The sequence below is a fragment of the Motilimonas cestriensis genome (assembly GCF_021295315.1).
Taxonomy (GTDB): Bacteria; Pseudomonadota; Gammaproteobacteria; order Enterobacterales; family CBDFNC01; genus Motilimonas; species Motilimonas cestriensis.
In genome coordinates this window covers 96,522-112,379 of record NZ_JAIMJA010000012.1, presented here as the reverse complement: position 1 = coordinate 112,379, position 15,858 = coordinate 96,522, and the positions used below count along the sequence as shown (strand labels likewise).

The window sequence follows — 15,858 nt, the reverse complement described above, 5'->3', positions numbered from 1 at the left end:
TTAGTCCTCAGATGGATCTGGGTTAGCTAATACTGTCTCGGTTTGGTTTTTTCTAAAGGTATCGATTTTGCTCATTAGCTCAGCATCGCTAGTGGCAAGAATTTGTGCCGCCAATAGACCTGCGTTTGCTGCGCCCGGATCGCCAATCGCTAATGTGCCGACAGCAACGCCTTTGGGCATTTGTGCAATTGAAAGTAATGAATCTACGCCATTAAGGGCTTTAGACTTAACGGGTACGCCCAGTACCGGCAAGCTAGTAAATGCAGCAGCCATACCAGGCAAGTGAGCAGCACCACCTGCGCCAGCGATAATTACTTTTAGGCCGCGAGAAGCAGCAGCGCCAGCATAATCAGCCAGAAGCTGCGGAGTACGGTGTGCCGAAACGACTTTGGTTTCATAGGCTATGCCGAAATGATCTAGCATATCTGCTGCGTTTTTCATTGTAGGCCAATCTGATTTAGACCCCATGATGATGCCAACTTTCATGTTACTTCCTTCCAACCTTGTTACATCCAAAGCCACCTAAAACCAACTATTTTTGAACCTGAGCCAAAGGCATCAGGTTTAATTATTGGTCAGGTGGGAAAATTGCGGCCATTAATACTACAATGGCTCATCAATAGTCAAATATAAGCCATGGCTTCAGTATCACTAAAATGGACTAAGTGTTATTAAAAACAGCGTGTTAGTATACACAAAAATATTTTTACCAGTGCGAGGGTCTATTACTCTGTGTGGTCCGAACAAAGTTTAGCCATAAAAGAAAGCAGACGATAGAATAACCATTATTTATTTACAAAGGTGCAGCTATGACCTTATCCCTTAAAGTATTACCTGTTGGCGTATTTTTGGTGGCGATGGTGATCGCTAAATTAGTATCACTTTGGTTACCTATTGCTAGCTTACCGGCACTGGTGTCTATGTTGGGGGGAGGTGTAACGTTAATCATCGGGTTGATATTTGGTCTGGCTGGGGTGCAATTATTTCGCCGCTCAGATACAACCGTTAATCCGATGCACCCAGAGCAGGCGACAAAGTTAGTCACAACGGGGGTTTACCAATACAGTCGTAACCCCATGTACTTAGGTTTATTGGCTTGTTTGCTTACTTGGGCTTTTTATTTACAAACCCTCAGCGGTTTTTTTGCCGTACCCTTATTTGTGCTGTATATGAACCAGTTTCAGATAAAACCCGAGGAAATGGCTCTTACACGACTATTTGGTGATGAGTTTACCCAATACTGCCAACGCGTTCGGCGCTGGCTTTAATGATAGTAAGCACGTTAAAATAGTGCTTTATTCTCTTTAAGGAAAGATAGTGATTCAAGAGCAAATTACCGCTAAATTAACCGAAGCCTTTACCCCTGTGGTACTTGAAGTGGAAAATGAAAGTCACAAGCATCGCTCCGATCACGGCGCTGAAAGTCATTTTCGCGTGGTGTTAGTGAGTGAAGCATTTACAGGCTTACGCTTAATTGCTCGCCATCGCGCCATCAATGAATTACTCGCGCAAGAGCTCGCCAATGACATTCACGCCTTAGCGCTACATACATTTACCCCACAAGAGTGGGAAGCAAAAGGCCAACAAGCCAACCGTTCACCTGCTTGTCGTTAATGACATCTGCGATGCAATTGCAGCCTAGCCCTGTTCAAACAATTCATTTTGCTGGGCACTCTATTTGGTTAAAGCGCGACGATCTGCTCCATCCTGATTTTTCAGGTAACAAGGCGCGCAAATTTGCCTACCTTTTAGCGCAAACAGACCTGGCAGGTAAAACACTGATTGGTAATGGTTCAGCGCAAGCTAATTCACTATTAAGTTTGGCGGCACTGGCCAAACTTAAAGGGGCTACACTTGACTATTATGTGCAGCACTTGCCGCAATTTTTAAAACAACACCCTAGTGGCAACTATGCTAAAGCGCTGGCGCTGGGCGCGAATATCATTTGCTTGCCGCCGCATGTAAAAGGCGCGCAAGTAGATCCGTATTTGCAGCAATGGCAGCTGCAACATCAACCTAATGCTGTGTTTATCGCTGAGGGAGGCCGGATGCAAGAAGCTGAGTGGGGCATTGCGCAATTGGCACAAGAAATAATGGCGTGGGCAAACCAACAAGGCATAAAGCAACTCAATCTAGTGCTCCCTTCAGGAACCGGCACCACGGCGCTATTTTTACAAAAACACTTACCGTTTAATGTGGTGACATGTCCTTGTGTCGGCGACCGTGATTATTTGCGTCAGCAGTTTGAAGCTCTTGCGCCTGAGTTAGCGCGCTACCCCGAGATTATTTCACCAATACAGAAGCATCACTTTGGTAAACTGTACGTTGAATTTATTTCCATATGGCAACAACTGTTCGCGCAAACTAAAGTGGAATTTGAGTTGTTGTACGACCCCCTTGCTTGGCTTTATGTGGTGCCTGAATTGATTAAACGTGAACCCAAAGTACCGATGTTATACCTGCATCAAGGCGGTGTATTGGGCAATATCAGCATGCTGGCGCGCTATCAACGCAAGTTTCCAGCTTTATTTGGTTAGGCTCGTTTGCACTAAAACAAGGGTTTTATTTGCAGTCGTGGCCTTATCCCCCTAAAATTCGCATTTTCTCTCGGAGTCAGGTGATGAGTAACCCAGCAAGTGAGCCAAAACGGCTAAACAAATACATTAGTGAAACGGGATACTGCTCGCGCCGCGAAGCCGACAAGTTAATTGAAGCCGGTAAAGTTAACGTAAACGGCAGTGTGGCTGGTGTTGGCGTTAAAGTAACCGAGCAAGATACCGTGCTGGTTAATGGCAAACCAGTTAAGCCGAAACAAAAAGCGGTTTACTTAGCCTATTACAAGCCAGAAGGCATTACTTGCACCACTGAGCGTCACGTTCATGGCAATGTAATTGATGCGATTAACCATCCGCTGCGTATTTTCCCTATTGGTCGCTTGGATAAACCATCAGAAGGGTTGATTTTTTTAACCAGTGATGGCGATATTGTGAATAAAATCTTACGCGCCGGTAACCAGCACGAGAAAGAATACGTGGTCACTGTTGATAAGCCGATCACCGATGAATTTTTGCGTCGTATGGCGCAAGGGGTTCCGATCCTCGGCACTATTACCCAGCGTTGTACGGTGAAAAAGAAAAGCCAATTTATTTTTCACATCACTCTAACCCAAGGTTTGAACCAGCAAATTCGTCGTATGTGTGAATATTTGGGTTACAACGTCACTAAGTTAAAACGCATTCGTATTATGAATGTGACGTTAGAAAACATCCGTAAAGGCGAATGGCGTGAGTTGACCGACAGCGAAATGCAAGATATTACCAACATGCTAGCGGGGTCGAGTAAGACCGAAGATGCTTCAACCAAAGTGTCACAAGCGCAACAAGAAAAAGCCGCGAAATTAGGGACGGTTAAAATTGGTCACAAGCGCCATTTTTCGACGCGCGGCGTTGATTCAATCAAGCGTCAAGATGCATTGGGCAGCCAATACAGTAGTGAACAGCGTAATGGCAACAATCAACGTAGCAATGAGCAAAAGCGCGCTCAAGGATCAACTGATAGCAAAAATCCTTATGCGGGCTTTAAAAGCAAAAATAACAAAAAGTAACCAACATAAATGACCGCACTCCACGTGCGGTCATCATCCGTCATCACCTCAATCAGTTACTGGCTAACGGCTGGCAGCACAAATCGATTGAATAAATACGTCGCGCTGGCTAAGTCGATATCTAAATCAAACACTTCATTCATTACTGTGCTCAAATGTTCGGCGCTGGTGATGGTATGCTCGGTCAGTACGCCATCATGAGTGCGATGCCAAGTCCCATTACGTAGCGATTCGATATGATTATCCGACTTTTTAGCGATCACTAAATTATTCACAAATGCCGCCTCTGGCGATTTATGGGAATAAAAGTGCGGCGGCGTACATTCCGCTTCTGAGTAGTTATGTGTATTAAAAGTATAAAGGGTCGAAAAATCGCCATCTTTGTGTACCTGTAAGCCTAATTCGCCATGTTCACCTTTGATCACTCTGAATTGTTCATTGCCTTGAGTTTGAATACCGGGCGTTGATAACTTAACCGGGTGGCGTGGACCAAGTGGACCAAATCCCACATCTAATAAGTAATCATCGCCATCAAGGGTCACTAAACTAATGCGATGGGTGCGAGGCACATCAATATCGCGATTATAAACTACCTTGGCGAGTACTAAGCGCACATCAAAACCCAGTTTCGACAATACATGTAACGCCAATTTATTATGTTCAAAACAATAGCCACCGCGGCGACGGGTAACAATTTTGTTGTGTAAATGCACTATATCTAACGGCATATCCTCACCCAGAACCACCGACAAACTATTAAATGTGTAATGAGTAAGATGAGCACGGTTAAGACGCTGTAAAAAATCCAAATCTAATGTAACGGGGCGCAGGCTTAAGTTATCAACATAGTCGTTAGCAATATCCGTCAGGGTCATCATTGTTCCTTTGATTAGGGCGCTTCAAAAGACTTTGATGATAATGTGGCACCGCGTATTTGTAATCAACCTATGTTGAGGATCATTTTTTTCATGTCAAATTCAGCCTTCGGTCATTATTTTTCATTCCGACTAAGCTGGTAGGGTAAGTAGTGTTAAATTTAATCTACTTATCCTGCGACTAGGCTGAAAACAGCCCATACTTAACCGATCTCGTAAAAGTAAGCGTTCTCGATGCTAAATTCGAAGTGAGGTAATCACGCCATGGCACCGACAGTAAGAGCTAATGACAAAATAGAGGTAGGCATATGATGAAGAATTGGGTTAATCATATGTGGCGTATGTTACTGCCATGTGTGCTGCTCTTATTCCCTGTTTCAAGCCAGAGTAAAGAGCTGGTGTATGCCGTGACTCATTTTCCTCCGTGGGTGAGTATTCAAGATAGTGAGTACAGCGGAATTGATGTTGAATTAGTGAAAGAGCTGGCTCAGAGGCTAGGGTTGACACTGACGTTTTATCAGTGCCCTTGGCAACGTTGCCTCAACATGATGGAATGGGGTGGCGTCGACATTCTCAGCACCGTGATTAAATCACCCGATCGAGAGTCTTACATGCAATTTCTAAAACCTGCGTATTATCTTAACAGTGCAAATGTCATTTATCTTAAGCGGGGCGCTAAAGTGCACATCGAAACCCAGCAGGATCTTTATTCATTAAACATCGGCGTTGTTCGTGGTGCCAAGCATTCACCTGAATTTGACAGTGACCTCAACATTACGAAAAAGAAGTCAGCAGAGACGTTTTGCTATTAAGGCAATTAGCTGGAGGACGCAATGATGCCATTATCGCAGATGAGATCCAGATGGATTATTTGATCGCCACAGAAGGCTTTCAAGGGCAGTTTAAAAAAGCATCCTTGCGCTATGAGCAACAGCGAGATATCTATTTAGCTCTTTCGAAAAAATCACCTTATATTGATCAACTGACACAGTTTAACATTACCCTTGGTTACATGGTTCAAGAAGGCAGAGTGGAGAATATCATTGCGTCCTACTTTGAAGCGTTAGGCAAGGCGAAAAATACAGAGTAGTGCTGCAGGTAATGTACACAAGTAAGTGTCAGATCAAGTCTGAGCTAGTACAGCTTATTAAACAGTAGGTTATAGTGATTTAACAATCAGTTAATTGTGGGTCTTAATGCATGATGTTGCAAATATTGGCGCACACGCCAAAATGGGTGTTTGGGTTATTGTTGTTTTTAATTGTTCTTGGTATTCAACAATCTAAGGATAGAAAAGTAAGAAAGTATCTGATTTTACCACTGCCAATTGGCATGGCGTTACTATCCTATCTTGGCGTGCAGTCGAGTTTTGGTTTAGCTTGGCTCCCGGTGGGGCTATGGTTTTTGGCCTTGGTGTTAATAGCTTATAGCGTGGCAAAATATTTTCCGGTAAAAAAAGTTCAGTTCAACGCCGACTTAGCGAGTTTTATTATTCCCGGCAGCTGGATTCCTCTTGTATTAATGATGGCAATATTTTTTACAAAATATTTTGTTGGAGTGTTAAATGCTCTGCAGCCTACCATTGTATCTGATCCAACTTTCATTGTTGTCTGCAGTATAATATATGGCTCATTTAGCGGGCTATTTGTCGCAAGGGCTTTTAGCATGTGGCGCGCGATTGATTCGGTGGCCGCTAAGTAACCGAGAAAACAGTCTATTTGGTTATTGATTAGTTATTGATTAGTTATTGGGGTTATTGATCTTGCCAGCATTGTTTTTACCTGACTCAGCTTGACCGTTAACTGGCATTGCTCGTGTTATTTTCAAAGGACTGTTTTTGTTTACAATCAGTTAATACGACTTCTAAAGCCGCGACCGCTGTGGCAGTGTCGATTTGGTTTTCTTCTAGTAACTGTATCAGGTCAACGGCTAATTGGATGTGTTTTGGGGCGTTGTTTAAACTCATGGTGTGTCCTTTCGAAGCTGCTTTTCTTGTTTTAACCATTGCAGGAATTGTGTCTGCTTTTCGGCGTTCGCATTTTGGTAGAGCAGTTTTAGTTGGTTCAAAATACGTTGCTGGTCGGGTTGCTGTTGGCCTTTTTTGATTTCATCAAGTAACGCAATGTTAGGGCCATTTTGCCAGCCAAAGCGCGGCGTTAAAATGGTGTCAAAGCCAACCTCCGAGCCTCTACTGAGATCCACCAACGTAAACTCTGGTGTAGTTGCAAAGCTTTGTGCTTCTGATTTATTTCTAGGCTTACTGGCTACAATACGTAATTGTTGCTGCGGCTTGGCAAAAAAGTATAAAACGATAGGCACAGAAATAAAGGCGCTGTCTGCTTCACCATCAAAGGCCTGTTGATATTGCAATACCAGTTGTTGCCTACCGGCAGTGAGTTGCAGTGGCGCTTTATTGTAAAAGGTGAGCTGGGTTTTCTCGCCGTTGTGATAAAGCAATTTAAACATTGATGGTATCTGAATTTGGCTGCCGGCAAAGGCGCTAGTGCAGCTCAATAAACAGCTGAGAAAAGTGATAACACGCAACATCATGATTTAAAAATTCCCGATAAATGCACTGGAGCTTTCGAATTCTCTGATCGCCAATTCAACAGCAAAGGTTGCTGTTTTACAACGCTCTAGCCGCCCTTCTAAGGTTTTTGTTGCTTGTTGAGCACTGCGTTTTTCTGCGCCAACGAGTCTTGCTCCTTGCTGTTTACTATGTGCCAACATTTGCTCTAATCGTCGTTCGTATTCATATTGTTTTTGCAGTTTTTGATAGAGTTTTTTTTCTTCAGGAGCGGGGTGATGACTAAACAGCTGCCCGTTACCTTTTTGCGCCTGAGCGACTAATTTTAATAATCCAGCAAACTGATCAGCTAGTGCTTCACAGCGATGTGCTATCAACTGGTTTGACACCCCTTCGGTTAATGCTTGCTCAAGATCTTTAATCCTTTTACCGACCTGATTGCAATAGCCTGTTAAACTTTTCTCTGGCTTGGCAAACAAGCTTTTATTGAAATGAAAGTTTTCCCGCTGCTGCGCAGTTAACTGGTTGTCTAGGGTTTGACACTGCTGAGTAAGCTGCGCTAAACGGGTCGATAATTGTGAAATATCTACCATGCTTCAATTGCCAATTTAATTGCCATTACAATCACCACACAAACAAAAATAGGGCGGATAAACTTGCCACCAAAGCGGATCGCAGAATGTGCGCCCAAGTAAGCGCCTATCATTAAACACGCGCCCATACTCAACCCTAACATCCAATTGATGTGGCCAAGCATGACGAATGTAATTAAAGACAAGAAATTGCTAGTAAAGTTCATTGACTTAGCTAAGCCAGACGACAATAGAATATTCACTTTATAGAGTGCCATACTTGATACCGTCCAAAATGCTCCCGTGCCTGGACCGGCAATGCCATCATAGAAGCCCAAAATACCGCCTTGTAGCCATTGTTTTTTTACCAGTTTCGGACCGCTTTTTGGCAGTGAAAGGCTCTTCTCACTGGGGAATCGACTAAATATAGTGTAAATAGCGGTAGCCAGTATGACCAACGGCAGGGCTTTTTCTAGTAATTCAGTGCTCACGAAGTTAACTGCTAAGGTACCGCAAATGGCACCTATCCCAGTGGCCAGAAATGATTGGCGCCAAAAAATGGGATCAAATAACTGTTTTTTATAGTAAGTCCATGCCGCGGTAGAAGAAGCAAATGTGGCGGCTAATTTATTGGTTCCCAGTGCGACATGAGGCGGTAACCCGGCGCTTAATAGCGCAGGAATGGTCAGCATACCACCACCGCCGACGACTGCATCAATAAAACCGGCGATCAGTCCAACACCACATAGCAGCAGTAGCAAGCTGGGTTCAACGGGCAAAGTAAAGCTAAGTTCAAACATTAATATTGAATATCTCTTTTAAAGGGCGGCAGGGCATCAAGCAACCCTTTACCGTAGCGACGGGTAACTAAGCGGCGATCTAGAATGGTTATTTTGCCCCAGTCGTTCTCTTTTCTCACTAATCGTCCACAAGATTGAATCAGTTTTTTACTGGCCTCTGGAATGGTGATTTGCAAAAAAGCATTGCCGCCTTTGCTTTCTATCCATTCTGCGTGTGCTTCTTCTACGGGAGAGGTCGGCACCGCAAAAGGCAGTTTAGTAATAATGAGGTTGGTCAGGTAGTGCCCCGGTAAGTCTAACCCTTCTGAGAGGCTGCCGGTACCAAACATAATGGCGGTTTCACCTTTATCACAACGGCTTTTGTATTGTTCGAGCATTTGCGAACGCGACAATTCACCTTGTAGTAACAGTGGCGCTTTAACTTTACTCTTAATTTTTTCAGCCACTAGACGCATTTGCCAGTACGAAGCAAATAACACTAAGTTGCCTTGCTTTTCCGCTAACAGCGCCGGAATCAACTCACATAATTCTTTATCATAGGCGTCATTACCTGGTTCATGGCGCATGGGGGGGATTTGCAAGGTAATTTTGTCGTAATCAAAGGGAGACCGAAGCCGCAAGTATTGGGTGCCGTCTTGCTCTTTCAAGCCACTTTGATGGCGAAAAAAATCAAAGCTGTTTAAAGCGGTTAAGGTTGCTGAGCATAAAAACACACCTGCTGCGCGTGACCACAGTTGATTTTCCAGTAATCCTCCCACTTCAATGGGAGAGGCTGCGAGCATAATGTCAGCATCGGTTTGCTCTAACCGCTTGGCCCAGCAAGCGAGTGGCGCATGCTTACCAGTTGGCTCTTTGGCGAGCATAAACCAAAGTTGAAAAAAGTTTTCTAAACGCTGCACATTACTGCCTACGTCGGCCATCAATGGCTCGGCAACCTTTGTTTTGATGTCGCCGTCTTTGAGTTGCTCGGCGATAATACTGAGTAACTTGTTAAGTGCTTTTAAACACGTTTTCGTTTCATCACGGATCGCGCAGGCATGTACCGTGAGAGGCTCGGGTAATTCGCCCATGGCAAAACGGTAGGTTGACTCATTTTGAAACAGACTGGTATTGGCATTAAAAAAAGTGGCAACATGGCCAAGCTCTTGTTTAATACTGAGCGCACTACTCACCATTTCACTGCCCGGGGCCATGGTCGATTGTCCGCTGACTTGTTGCGCTATTTTTCGGTTCAGTAACTCCAACTTGCCGAGCCAGTTAATGCTGGCATTAATGGCGATATTGGCGCTGGCGAAATCGCGCGCGATACTGGGTAAGTGGTGCGCTTCGTCCATCACATAAAAGCAGCTATCTGGATCGGGTAAGATAATGCCTCCGCCGAGTTCGGTATCTGCTAATAACAATGCGTGGTTAACGATTAATACGTCGGCTTTTTCTAACTCGTCACGGGCACGATGAAACGGGCATTGGTGATGATGAGACAGGGCACGGCTACAGCTGTGTTTATCAGCCACAATTTGCTGCCAAACATGATCCGCAATAGGCATCGGCCATGTGTCACGGTCACCTTGCCATTTACCTTCTTGGTAGGCCTTAAATAGTCGCTTAATTAAATCAATATCGGACTTTTTAGGTTTTTCATCCCATAGCGCCTGCTGTCCGTCTTGTGGATCGGCATGCTCGCGTAACTTGTGCTCGCAGCAATAGCGGCCACGCCCTTTGACTAAGGTAAAAGTAAATTTCAGGCTACTGTGCTGCAAAAAGAACGGTAAATCTTTATTGATGAGCTGTTCTTGCAGCGTCACTGTCGCGGTGGAAATAACCAATTTTTTGTTTTGGTTTTGCGCTACGGCTAAGCCGCCGAGTAGATAGGCTAATGATTTACCGATACCTGTACCGGCTTCTGCCACCAAGATACGACGTTGTGGGTCGTATTCCCCTGCCAAGGTTTTTGCGATTTCGGCGACCAAGTAGTTTTGCTCTTTACGTACCTGATAGTCGGGCAAGGATTGGCTGATTGCCTGATAGGTCTCACGAATGAGCTGTTTTACTTGTGGTTTTAGCATGGCGAAATCGATAAATGAAAGTAGCGTGATTGTAACAACTTATCTGGTTTTGCCCAAGGATGTTCGGATAGCAATCGTTAAAACCCTGTGGCATGACTGAAAATTTGGTAAATAAAGCAAGGGGTTAATGTTTGCGTTGTAAATATACATTGGCTTTATGCTAAGTTGCTTGCTTATATTTTGAGCTGTTAAAATTTTTTTTCGTTAAATATATTATTGTAAATAAAAAATCATATTGTTAATCTGCTAGCCGCAGTGTGACAGGGCGATGCGTTAACTCGCACGAGTGACTAATTTCCTTATTTTTCAATTGTCTGGTGAGTGTTTGATAAACGATGTAATCGTTATTTTTATACCGGGTAATTGGGTGATTTCTTGGTCCCTTTTGAGTTTTTAATATTGATTTTGTGCCGCTTAACAGGTGTTTGTGTCGCTATTACTGTATTGACCGATTTTTATTTGTTTGTAATGATGCGTCCCGCAAAGGAAGCACTGCACTTAAAACGGACAATCCAATCGAGTGTTTTAACTCGATAGCATTCAATTAATATACAGGCAGTGAAACAATGAAAAAAACAATTCTTGCAGTAATCGTTCCCACCCTTCTTGCAACGGGTGCGGCCAACGCAGCTGAAATCTACAAAGCTGAAGACGGTTCAGTACTTAATATGTATGGACGTGTTGAAGCCAACTTCGTTAACAAAGACACTTACGACGCTGCTGGCCATAAAGACAGTGATACCGATGGTTCAGTTTACGCTCGTTTAGGCTTTAATGGTCGTCAAGTCGTTAACGAAAACATGGCGGTTATCGGCCAAGCGCAATACCAACTAAGCCAAGAGCCTGGTTCATCAGACACTAACTGGAATGCTCGTTATGTTTGGGCTGGTTTAGACATGGCTGATGCGGGTCGCGTTGAAGCAGGCCGTGTTGCATCGGGCCTTATCATGTTCACAGACATCGGTGATATTTTCTACGCAGGTGGTGACGTGGTTGCGGGTGCTAACGTAAACACCGTTGATTCTGGCGCAGCATTAGTATTTCGCCAAGATGGTACTTTCCAATACCGTAATAGTGTTGGCGGTTTAGACTTCTCAGCGGCTTATATTACGAATAGCTCAATCGACTACGGTTTTAACACCGCGGCTCGTTACAACATTGAACTAGGCGACATGGGCATGTTAGCACCGGTTGCTATGTACCAATTCAATAAAGCGGATACGCAGTCAAAAGCGGTTTCTTCTGTGAAGGAATACCAAACATACGGTATTGGTGCACAGTACTTTTACGGCGACTTTTACGCAGGTGCGACTTACGTAGAAGAGAAGTTTGATGCATTTGCGGGTGGCAACGATAAAACGAAAGGTACCGATGCCGTCGTGGCTTATGACTTCGGTCAATTTGTGACGCGTGCAGGCTATCGTTACCAAGATCTTAAAGATGCACCATCTTCAAATAAGAAAATCCAAGATCGTTGGACTATTGAAGGCCAATACAAATTAACAGCACAATCTTCAATTTTCGCTAACTACAGCTACAATGAAGGCCATGGCGTGACCGGCGCAGACCTTGTTAATGCAGCAGGTAGCTTAGCAAGAAAAGAAGGCGGTGTTGCTTCTTTAGGTCTACGTTACGAGTGGTAATCACTGGTAAATAATATTATTAGTTAAGCCAGCCTAGTGCTGGCTTTTATGTTTTTTAACTTTGCGGTTTGGGATCTTATGATGAAACGATTTAAACAAGCGATGGTTTTTATTGTTATAAGCTGTAGCGCATTTTTGGCATCTGCCACTGAATTTAAAGTGCCGAACATTTATGAAATTTTGGTGGTTAATGGCCAAGAATCGGGTAATGCATTTTTTAAAAATGATCGTAGTATTACCCTAGCAGATGAAGGCAAGCAACAAGTGGTATTACGTTTTGCTGCGCAGCGTGGGGTGGTGAACACAGAAGATATGCGTGGCATTGCTAAATCTCAACCCATCGTTCTGACGTTTTCTACTGATGGCTTAAGCCAAGTGAGTGTTGAAAAGCCGCACCTATATACCGCAAGATCGGTTGATAAGTACGCTAAAAATCCAGTTTTCACGTTGGTCGATCAAGATGGAAAATCTGTTCCTTTAGTGCAAGATGAGCTGTTTAAAGAAGGTGTGCAATTAACCCGCGATTATGAACAAGAAGTAAAAGCCTATAATCAAAGTAACGGTATTGCCGCGCTGGTAATGAGCGAAGCTGTAATTGAGCCACCTAAGGCCCCGATGGTGACTGAACCTACTGAAGCAGCCGCTTCACCCGCACCTTCAACGCCGTCATCTGCTACAACGACAAGCTCAATATTTGAAATGACGCAGCAAACATTTACTCAACTCTCGGATGCAGAGAAAAAAGCCTTTTTGCAATGGGCGGTGGGGCAGATGTAATTGCGCATCAGCGAGAGCAGTAAGAATAGCGATAACGGAGAGTTAACGGCAGCTCGTTACTCGCTTATTCATCCTTGAATTAACGGGTTGCTTAATGAGTAGAAGAAATGATTGAGCCTGTGCCCGCAGGCTTTACCCGCGTAAAATAAAGGGGAGACGAATGCGGTTATGTTAGAGCGCGATAAAGCCTTTTTTGCGTTTCTCAAATTTAGTTTTACAGCAGATACAGCGTTGCTCAGTGGGGTCGCTCGCTAATAGCTCTGGCTCAATGGCTTCTTCGCAATCGGAGCAAACACCATAAAGACCAAATTCAATTTGGCAAAGAGCCGCGTCAATGCGCTTAATAAGGCGAACTTTATCGCTTATTTGTGGCATTTCTAACCGCACAACGGCCTCAATAAAGTCATTATTACTCAACTTTAATAGTTGAGACGCCGCTAATTGGTGACTCGATTGCTGAGCATTATTTAATATGGCTAAAACTTGATGCTTGTAGTCCATGAGTTTTTGCGTGAGTAAGGTTTGAAACCCCGTCACATCTGCTAATTCATTCTCTGTCATTGTTTGCTCTTGCAAATGATAATTTAGGGCTAAAGCATAGTGGCCTTATCTGATTTCGGTGCTGATATAGGTCAAAGTTAAAATCATTTACATCAACAAATTAACTTAGATTGATTTAGATCTATTGTGGGACGTTTTGAGACTGTAGCTGGACGGCAATAAAGGGGAATGTGACAGGCGCAGATGCGCGATGCCACAAAGCGGAACCAGTGCTGCCAATTTCGCAAAGGTTAAGATTTCCGCAAGTGAGTGACAAAGTCGTTATAAGTCCCTAAAATTCGCGCTCTATTATAATGAGGCAAGCTATGCGTATTGTGTTAGCCCCGATGGAAGGGGTCGTTGATCCCTTAATGCGGCAAGTATTAACGGGCATTAATCAGTATGATTTATGCGTCACCGAATTTATTCGTGTGGTTGACATGCTGTTACCGAAAAAAGTGTTTTATCGCTTATGTCCTGAATTGCATCAAGGTGGCAAAACCGACTCGGGTACTGATGTACGAGTACAGCTGCTTGGACAAGCACCGCAATGGCTAGCAGAAAACGCTTATCGTGCGGTTGAACTCGGCTCGTCGGGTATTGATTTAAATTGCGGCTGCCCGTCGAAAACGGTCAATGGATCGAATGGAGGCGCGGCACTATTAAAAGAGCCGGAAGTGATTTATCAAGCGGTCAAGGGGATGCGAGGGGCAGTGCCAGACAAACCCGTGTCGGTAAAAGTGCGATTAGGTTGGGAGTGTAAATCACAGCGATTAGAAATTGCCGATGCCGCGTACCAAGGCGGTGCCAGTGAATTAACCGTGCATGGGCGTACCCGCGCCGACGGTTATCGCGCTGATCGCATTGATTGGCCTGCGATCAGTGATATGAACCAAGCGATTGCTATTCCGGTGATTGCTAATGGTGAGATTTGGCAACTTGCTGACGCCGAGCGTTGCTTAGCCTTAAGTGGTTGTGACGATTTAATGCTAGGGCGTGGCGCATTGGCGATGCCAAACTTAGCCAATGTGATTAAACTAAAAGAAGCGCCGATGCCTTGGCGAGAGGTGCTTGATTTATTAATTCGTTATTCCGGTTTAGAGTGTCGTGGTGATAAACACTTGTATTTTAGTAATCGAATTAAACAATGGCTAAAGTACGTGGTGTACAGCTACCCGGAGGCTGACGTGTTGTTTTCAGATATTCGTCCATGCCGTAAAGCTGACGAGATCTTGGCGATTTTAGACCGCCATCAACATCAGTGGGCGGGTTAATATAACCCGAATGCAAGATAAGCAAAATAGTATGCTTTCCGGCAAAAACGCTGTAAATATACCTCTATACGCTTTGCGCTTTCATCTCTGAAAACGTAATTTTGCCATAACACATACTCTATCTGGCTAGGCTTAAACAGAACTGAGGTTAATATAGCGTGACTAAGGACATATCAAATTGCTAAAACGGCCATTTTACTTTGTGCTTGGCAGCCTGGCTTTTGTTCTTGGGCTGATTGGTATTCCTTTGCCAGTGTTGCCAACCACCCCTTTTATTTTATTAGCCGCATTTTGCTTTGCCAAAAGCTCACCACGCTTTCATCAAGCGCTGTTAAATCATCAATGGTTTGGCCCAATGATCCACAATTGGCAAAAAAATCGCTCAATTGCCAAACCTACTAAACAAAAAGCACTGCTGATGATGAGCTGTGCTTTCTGTATTTCAATATATTGGGCGCCACTTTTATGGATAAAAGCATTATTACTGGTTTGTTTTTTATGCTTGTTTTTCTGGATGCTCAGGTTAAAAGAAACTTAAGCCGCAAATTGCTTGGCAATCTCTTGAAAGGGGCAGGCCAAGTGAATAAGCTTACGGCTTGTTAAATTCACTCTTCAAATAGGACCCATCATGGACTCAGCCACGCTCAAGCTTCTCACTGATAGCATAAAATCTATCGAAGATTACCCAAAGGCGGGGATCACCTTTCGCGATATCACGAGTTTGATTGAAAACGCGGCGGCTTTTGCTAAAACGGTTGAGTTATTAGCTGAGCACTATAAAGGCAAGGGTATTGATAAAGTAGTGGGCACCGAAGCGCGCGGTTTTATTTTTGGTGCGCCAGTGGCTGCCGCCATTGGTGCAGGCTTTGTGCCCGCGCGTAAGCCGGGCAAATTACCTCGAGCCACCGTGGTGCAGGTGTATGACTTAGAATACGGCACCGACATGCTGCAAATTCATAAGGATTCCATTTTACCGGGCGAAAAAGTGGTGGTGATTGATGACTTGTTAGCAACGGGTGGCACCTTAGAAGCCACCATAAAATTGATCCATGAGCTTAAAGGCGATGTGGTGGGTGCTGGCGTGGTGATTGAACTACCAGAATTAAACGGCAAAGCCAAACTAGATGCTCAAAATGTAGAGCTATTTAGCCTTATCCAATTTGAAGGTGAGTAATTAAAA

General features: G+C 44.1%; 20 protein-coding genes. 12 read left to right on the top strand and 8 right to left on the bottom strand.

The window, feature by feature from the left end:
* Window positions 1-486 (bottom strand): 5-(carboxyamino)imidazole ribonucleotide mutase, encoded by a 486-nt coding sequence (purE, locus tag K6Y31_RS13005; RefSeq protein WP_232800508.1) that lies wholly within the window; start codon window positions 484-486, stop codon window positions 1-3.
* 323 nt (window positions 487-809) lie between these two features.
* On the opposite strand from purE, the gene K6Y31_RS13000 reads away from it, so the two are divergent.
* The 4 genes from K6Y31_RS13000 (at window position 810) to rluF (ending at window position 3,604) form a co-directional block, all read left to right on the top strand.
* Window positions 810-1,268, top strand: a complete 459-nt coding sequence (locus K6Y31_RS13000; protein ID WP_233053399.1) for a methyltransferase family protein — start codon at window positions 810-812, stop codon at window positions 1,266-1,268.
* 46 nt (window positions 1,269-1,314) lie between these two features.
* Complete coding sequence (locus tag K6Y31_RS12995) at window positions 1,315-1,614, top strand: BolA family protein (protein WP_232800586.1); 300 nt, start codon at window positions 1,315-1,317, stop codon at window positions 1,612-1,614.
* Window positions 1,615-1,625: 11 nt separating this feature from the next.
* The gene (locus tag K6Y31_RS12990; protein WP_233053398.1) at window positions 1,626-2,537 is read left to right on the top strand and encodes a pyridoxal-phosphate dependent enzyme; all 912 of its coding nucleotides are present in this window, start codon (window positions 1,626-1,628) and stop codon (window positions 2,535-2,537) included.
* Between the two features lie 83 nt (window positions 2,538-2,620).
* A complete protein-coding gene (gene rluF, locus K6Y31_RS12985; RefSeq protein WP_233053397.1) occupies window positions 2,621-3,604 on the top strand; it encodes a 23S rRNA pseudouridine(2604) synthase RluF in 984 nt (327 codons plus the stop codon).
* Between the two features lie 56 nt (window positions 3,605-3,660).
* Here rluF and K6Y31_RS12980 read toward each other — a convergent pair whose 3' ends face one another.
* Window positions 3,661-4,482 carry an arylamine N-acetyltransferase family protein gene (locus K6Y31_RS12980; RefSeq protein WP_233053396.1) on the bottom strand — a complete coding sequence of 274 codons (822 nt, stop codon included), beginning with the start codon at window positions 4,480-4,482 and terminating at the stop codon, window positions 3,661-3,663.
* A 305-nt stretch (window positions 4,483-4,787) separates the two neighbouring features.
* Between K6Y31_RS12980 and K6Y31_RS22175 the strand changes: the two genes are divergently transcribed.
* From K6Y31_RS22175 to K6Y31_RS12970, 3 genes are all read left to right on the top strand, one after another.
* Window positions 4,788-5,291 (top strand): substrate-binding periplasmic protein, encoded by a 504-nt coding sequence (locus K6Y31_RS22175; RefSeq protein WP_251080844.1) that lies wholly within the window; start codon window positions 4,788-4,790, stop codon window positions 5,289-5,291.
* Window positions 5,282-5,569: a type 2 periplasmic-binding domain-containing protein gene (locus K6Y31_RS22170; protein WP_251080843.1), complete on the top strand. Its 288-nt coding sequence runs from the start codon at window positions 5,282-5,284 to the stop codon at window positions 5,567-5,569. Before K6Y31_RS22175 ends, K6Y31_RS22170 begins: the two co-directional genes overlap by 10 nt.
* 110 nt (window positions 5,570-5,679) lie before the next feature.
* Complete coding sequence (locus K6Y31_RS12970) at window positions 5,680-6,180, top strand: DUF6622 family protein (RefSeq protein WP_345790261.1); 501 nt, start codon at window positions 5,680-5,682, stop codon at window positions 6,178-6,180.
* A 97-nt stretch (window positions 6,181-6,277) separates the two neighbouring features.
* Here K6Y31_RS12970 and K6Y31_RS12965 read toward each other — a convergent pair whose 3' ends face one another.
* From K6Y31_RS12965 to dinG, 5 genes are read right to left on the bottom strand one after another with little or no spacing between them, the layout of a single operon-like run.
* Window positions 6,278-6,445 carry a YbaM family protein gene (locus K6Y31_RS12965; protein WP_233053394.1) on the bottom strand — a complete coding sequence of 56 codons (168 nt, stop codon included), beginning with the start codon at window positions 6,443-6,445 and terminating at the stop codon, window positions 6,278-6,280.
* Window positions 6,442-7,026, bottom strand: a complete 585-nt coding sequence (locus K6Y31_RS12960) for a DUF2057 family protein (protein WP_282560175.1) — start codon at window positions 7,024-7,026, stop codon at window positions 6,442-6,444. The genes K6Y31_RS12965 and K6Y31_RS12960 overlap by 4 nt, the downstream gene beginning before the upstream one ends.
* 6 nt (window positions 7,027-7,032) lie before the next feature.
* Window positions 7,033-7,599, bottom strand: coding sequence for a primosomal replication protein PriC (priC, locus tag K6Y31_RS12955; RefSeq protein ID WP_233053392.1), 567 nt, complete (start codon window positions 7,597-7,599; stop codon window positions 7,033-7,035).
* Entirely contained in the window at window positions 7,593-8,378 is a 786-nt protein-coding gene (locus K6Y31_RS12950) for a sulfite exporter TauE/SafE family protein (protein WP_233053391.1), read from the bottom strand. Before K6Y31_RS12950 ends, priC begins: the two co-directional genes overlap by 7 nt.
* The gene (gene dinG, locus K6Y31_RS12945) at window positions 8,378-10,444 is read right to left on the bottom strand and encodes an ATP-dependent DNA helicase DinG (protein ID WP_233053390.1); all 2,067 of its coding nucleotides are present in this window, start codon (window positions 10,442-10,444) and stop codon (window positions 8,378-8,380) included. Before dinG ends, K6Y31_RS12950 begins: the two co-directional genes overlap by 1 nt.
* A gap of 566 nt (window positions 10,445-11,010) precedes the next feature.
* Here dinG and K6Y31_RS12940 point away from each other — a divergent pair.
* Both K6Y31_RS12940 and K6Y31_RS12935 read left to right on the top strand, forming a co-directional pair.
* A complete protein-coding gene (locus tag K6Y31_RS12940) occupies window positions 11,011-12,087 on the top strand; it encodes a porin (RefSeq protein WP_233053389.1) in 1,077 nt (358 codons plus the stop codon).
* A gap of 78 nt (window positions 12,088-12,165) precedes the next feature.
* Window positions 12,166-12,864, top strand: a complete 699-nt coding sequence (locus K6Y31_RS12935) for a YccT family protein (RefSeq protein ID WP_233053388.1) — start codon at window positions 12,166-12,168, stop codon at window positions 12,862-12,864.
* A 171-nt stretch (window positions 12,865-13,035) separates the two neighbouring features.
* On the opposite strand, the gene K6Y31_RS12930 is transcribed toward K6Y31_RS12935, so the two are convergent.
* Window positions 13,036-13,425, bottom strand: a complete 390-nt coding sequence (locus tag K6Y31_RS12930; protein ID WP_233053387.1) for a TraR/DksA family transcriptional regulator — start codon at window positions 13,423-13,425, stop codon at window positions 13,036-13,038.
* A 305-nt stretch (window positions 13,426-13,730) separates the two neighbouring features.
* Between K6Y31_RS12930 and dusC the strand changes: the two genes are divergently transcribed.
* The 3 genes from dusC (at window position 13,731) to apt (ending at window position 15,852) form a co-directional block, all read left to right on the top strand.
* Window positions 13,731-14,678 carry a tRNA dihydrouridine(16) synthase DusC gene (gene dusC / locus K6Y31_RS12925; protein ID WP_233053386.1) on the top strand — a complete coding sequence of 316 codons (948 nt, stop codon included), beginning with the start codon at window positions 13,731-13,733 and terminating at the stop codon, window positions 14,676-14,678.
* 202 nt (window positions 14,679-14,880) lie between these two features.
* Window positions 14,881-15,216, top strand: coding sequence for a YbaN family protein (locus K6Y31_RS12920; protein ID WP_233053423.1), 336 nt, complete (start codon window positions 14,881-14,883; stop codon window positions 15,214-15,216).
* A 90-nt stretch (window positions 15,217-15,306) separates the two neighbouring features.
* Window positions 15,307-15,852: an adenine phosphoribosyltransferase gene (apt, locus tag K6Y31_RS12915; RefSeq protein ID WP_233053385.1), complete on the top strand. Its 546-nt coding sequence runs from the start codon at window positions 15,307-15,309 to the stop codon at window positions 15,850-15,852.
* Window positions 15,853-15,858: the final 6 nt, after the last annotated feature.

Coding starts and splice junctions, on each gene's coding strand:
- purE (WP_232800508.1), bottom strand. CDS start 486: ATGAAAGTTGGCATCATCATGGGGTCTAAATCAGATTGGCCTACAATG.
- K6Y31_RS13000 (WP_233053399.1), top strand. CDS start 810: ATGACCTTATCCCTTAAAGTATTACCTGTTGGCGTATTTTTGGTGGCG.
- K6Y31_RS12990 (WP_233053398.1), top strand. CDS start 1,626: ATGCAATTGCAGCCTAGCCCTGTTCAAACAATTCATTTTGCTGGGCAC.
- rluF (WP_233053397.1), top strand. CDS start 2,621: ATGAGTAACCCAGCAAGTGAGCCAAAACGGCTAAACAAATACATTAGT.
- K6Y31_RS12980 (WP_233053396.1), bottom strand. CDS start 4,482: ATGATGACCCTGACGGATATTGCTAACGACTATGTTGATAACTTAAGC.
- K6Y31_RS22175 (WP_251080844.1), top strand. CDS start 4,788: ATGATGAAGAATTGGGTTAATCATATGTGGCGTATGTTACTGCCATGT.
- K6Y31_RS12970 (WP_345790261.1), top strand. CDS start 5,680: ATGATGTTGCAAATATTGGCGCACACGCCAAAATGGGTGTTTGGGTTA.
- K6Y31_RS12965 (WP_233053394.1), bottom strand. CDS start 6,445: ATGAGTTTAAACAACGCCCCAAAACACATCCAATTAGCCGTTGACCTG.
- K6Y31_RS12960 (WP_282560175.1), bottom strand. CDS start 7,026: ATGTTGCGTGTTATCACTTTTCTCAGCTGTTTATTGAGCTGCACTAGC.
- priC (WP_233053392.1), bottom strand. CDS start 7,599: ATGGTAGATATTTCACAATTATCGACCCGTTTAGCGCAGCTTACTCAG.
- K6Y31_RS12950 (WP_233053391.1), bottom strand. CDS start 8,378: ATGTTTGAACTTAGCTTTACTTTGCCCGTTGAACCCAGCTTGCTACTG.
- dinG (WP_233053390.1), bottom strand. CDS start 10,444: ATGCTAAAACCACAAGTAAAACAGCTCATTCGTGAGACCTATCAGGCA.
- K6Y31_RS12940 (WP_233053389.1), top strand. CDS start 11,011: ATGAAAAAAACAATTCTTGCAGTAATCGTTCCCACCCTTCTTGCAACG.
- K6Y31_RS12935 (WP_233053388.1), top strand. CDS start 12,166: ATGATGAAACGATTTAAACAAGCGATGGTTTTTATTGTTATAAGCTGT.
- K6Y31_RS12930 (WP_233053387.1), bottom strand. CDS start 13,425: ATGACAGAGAATGAATTAGCAGATGTGACGGGGTTTCAAACCTTACTC.
- dusC (WP_233053386.1), top strand. CDS start 13,731: ATGCGTATTGTGTTAGCCCCGATGGAAGGGGTCGTTGATCCCTTAATG.
- apt (WP_233053385.1), top strand. CDS start 15,307: ATGGACTCAGCCACGCTCAAGCTTCTCACTGATAGCATAAAATCTATC.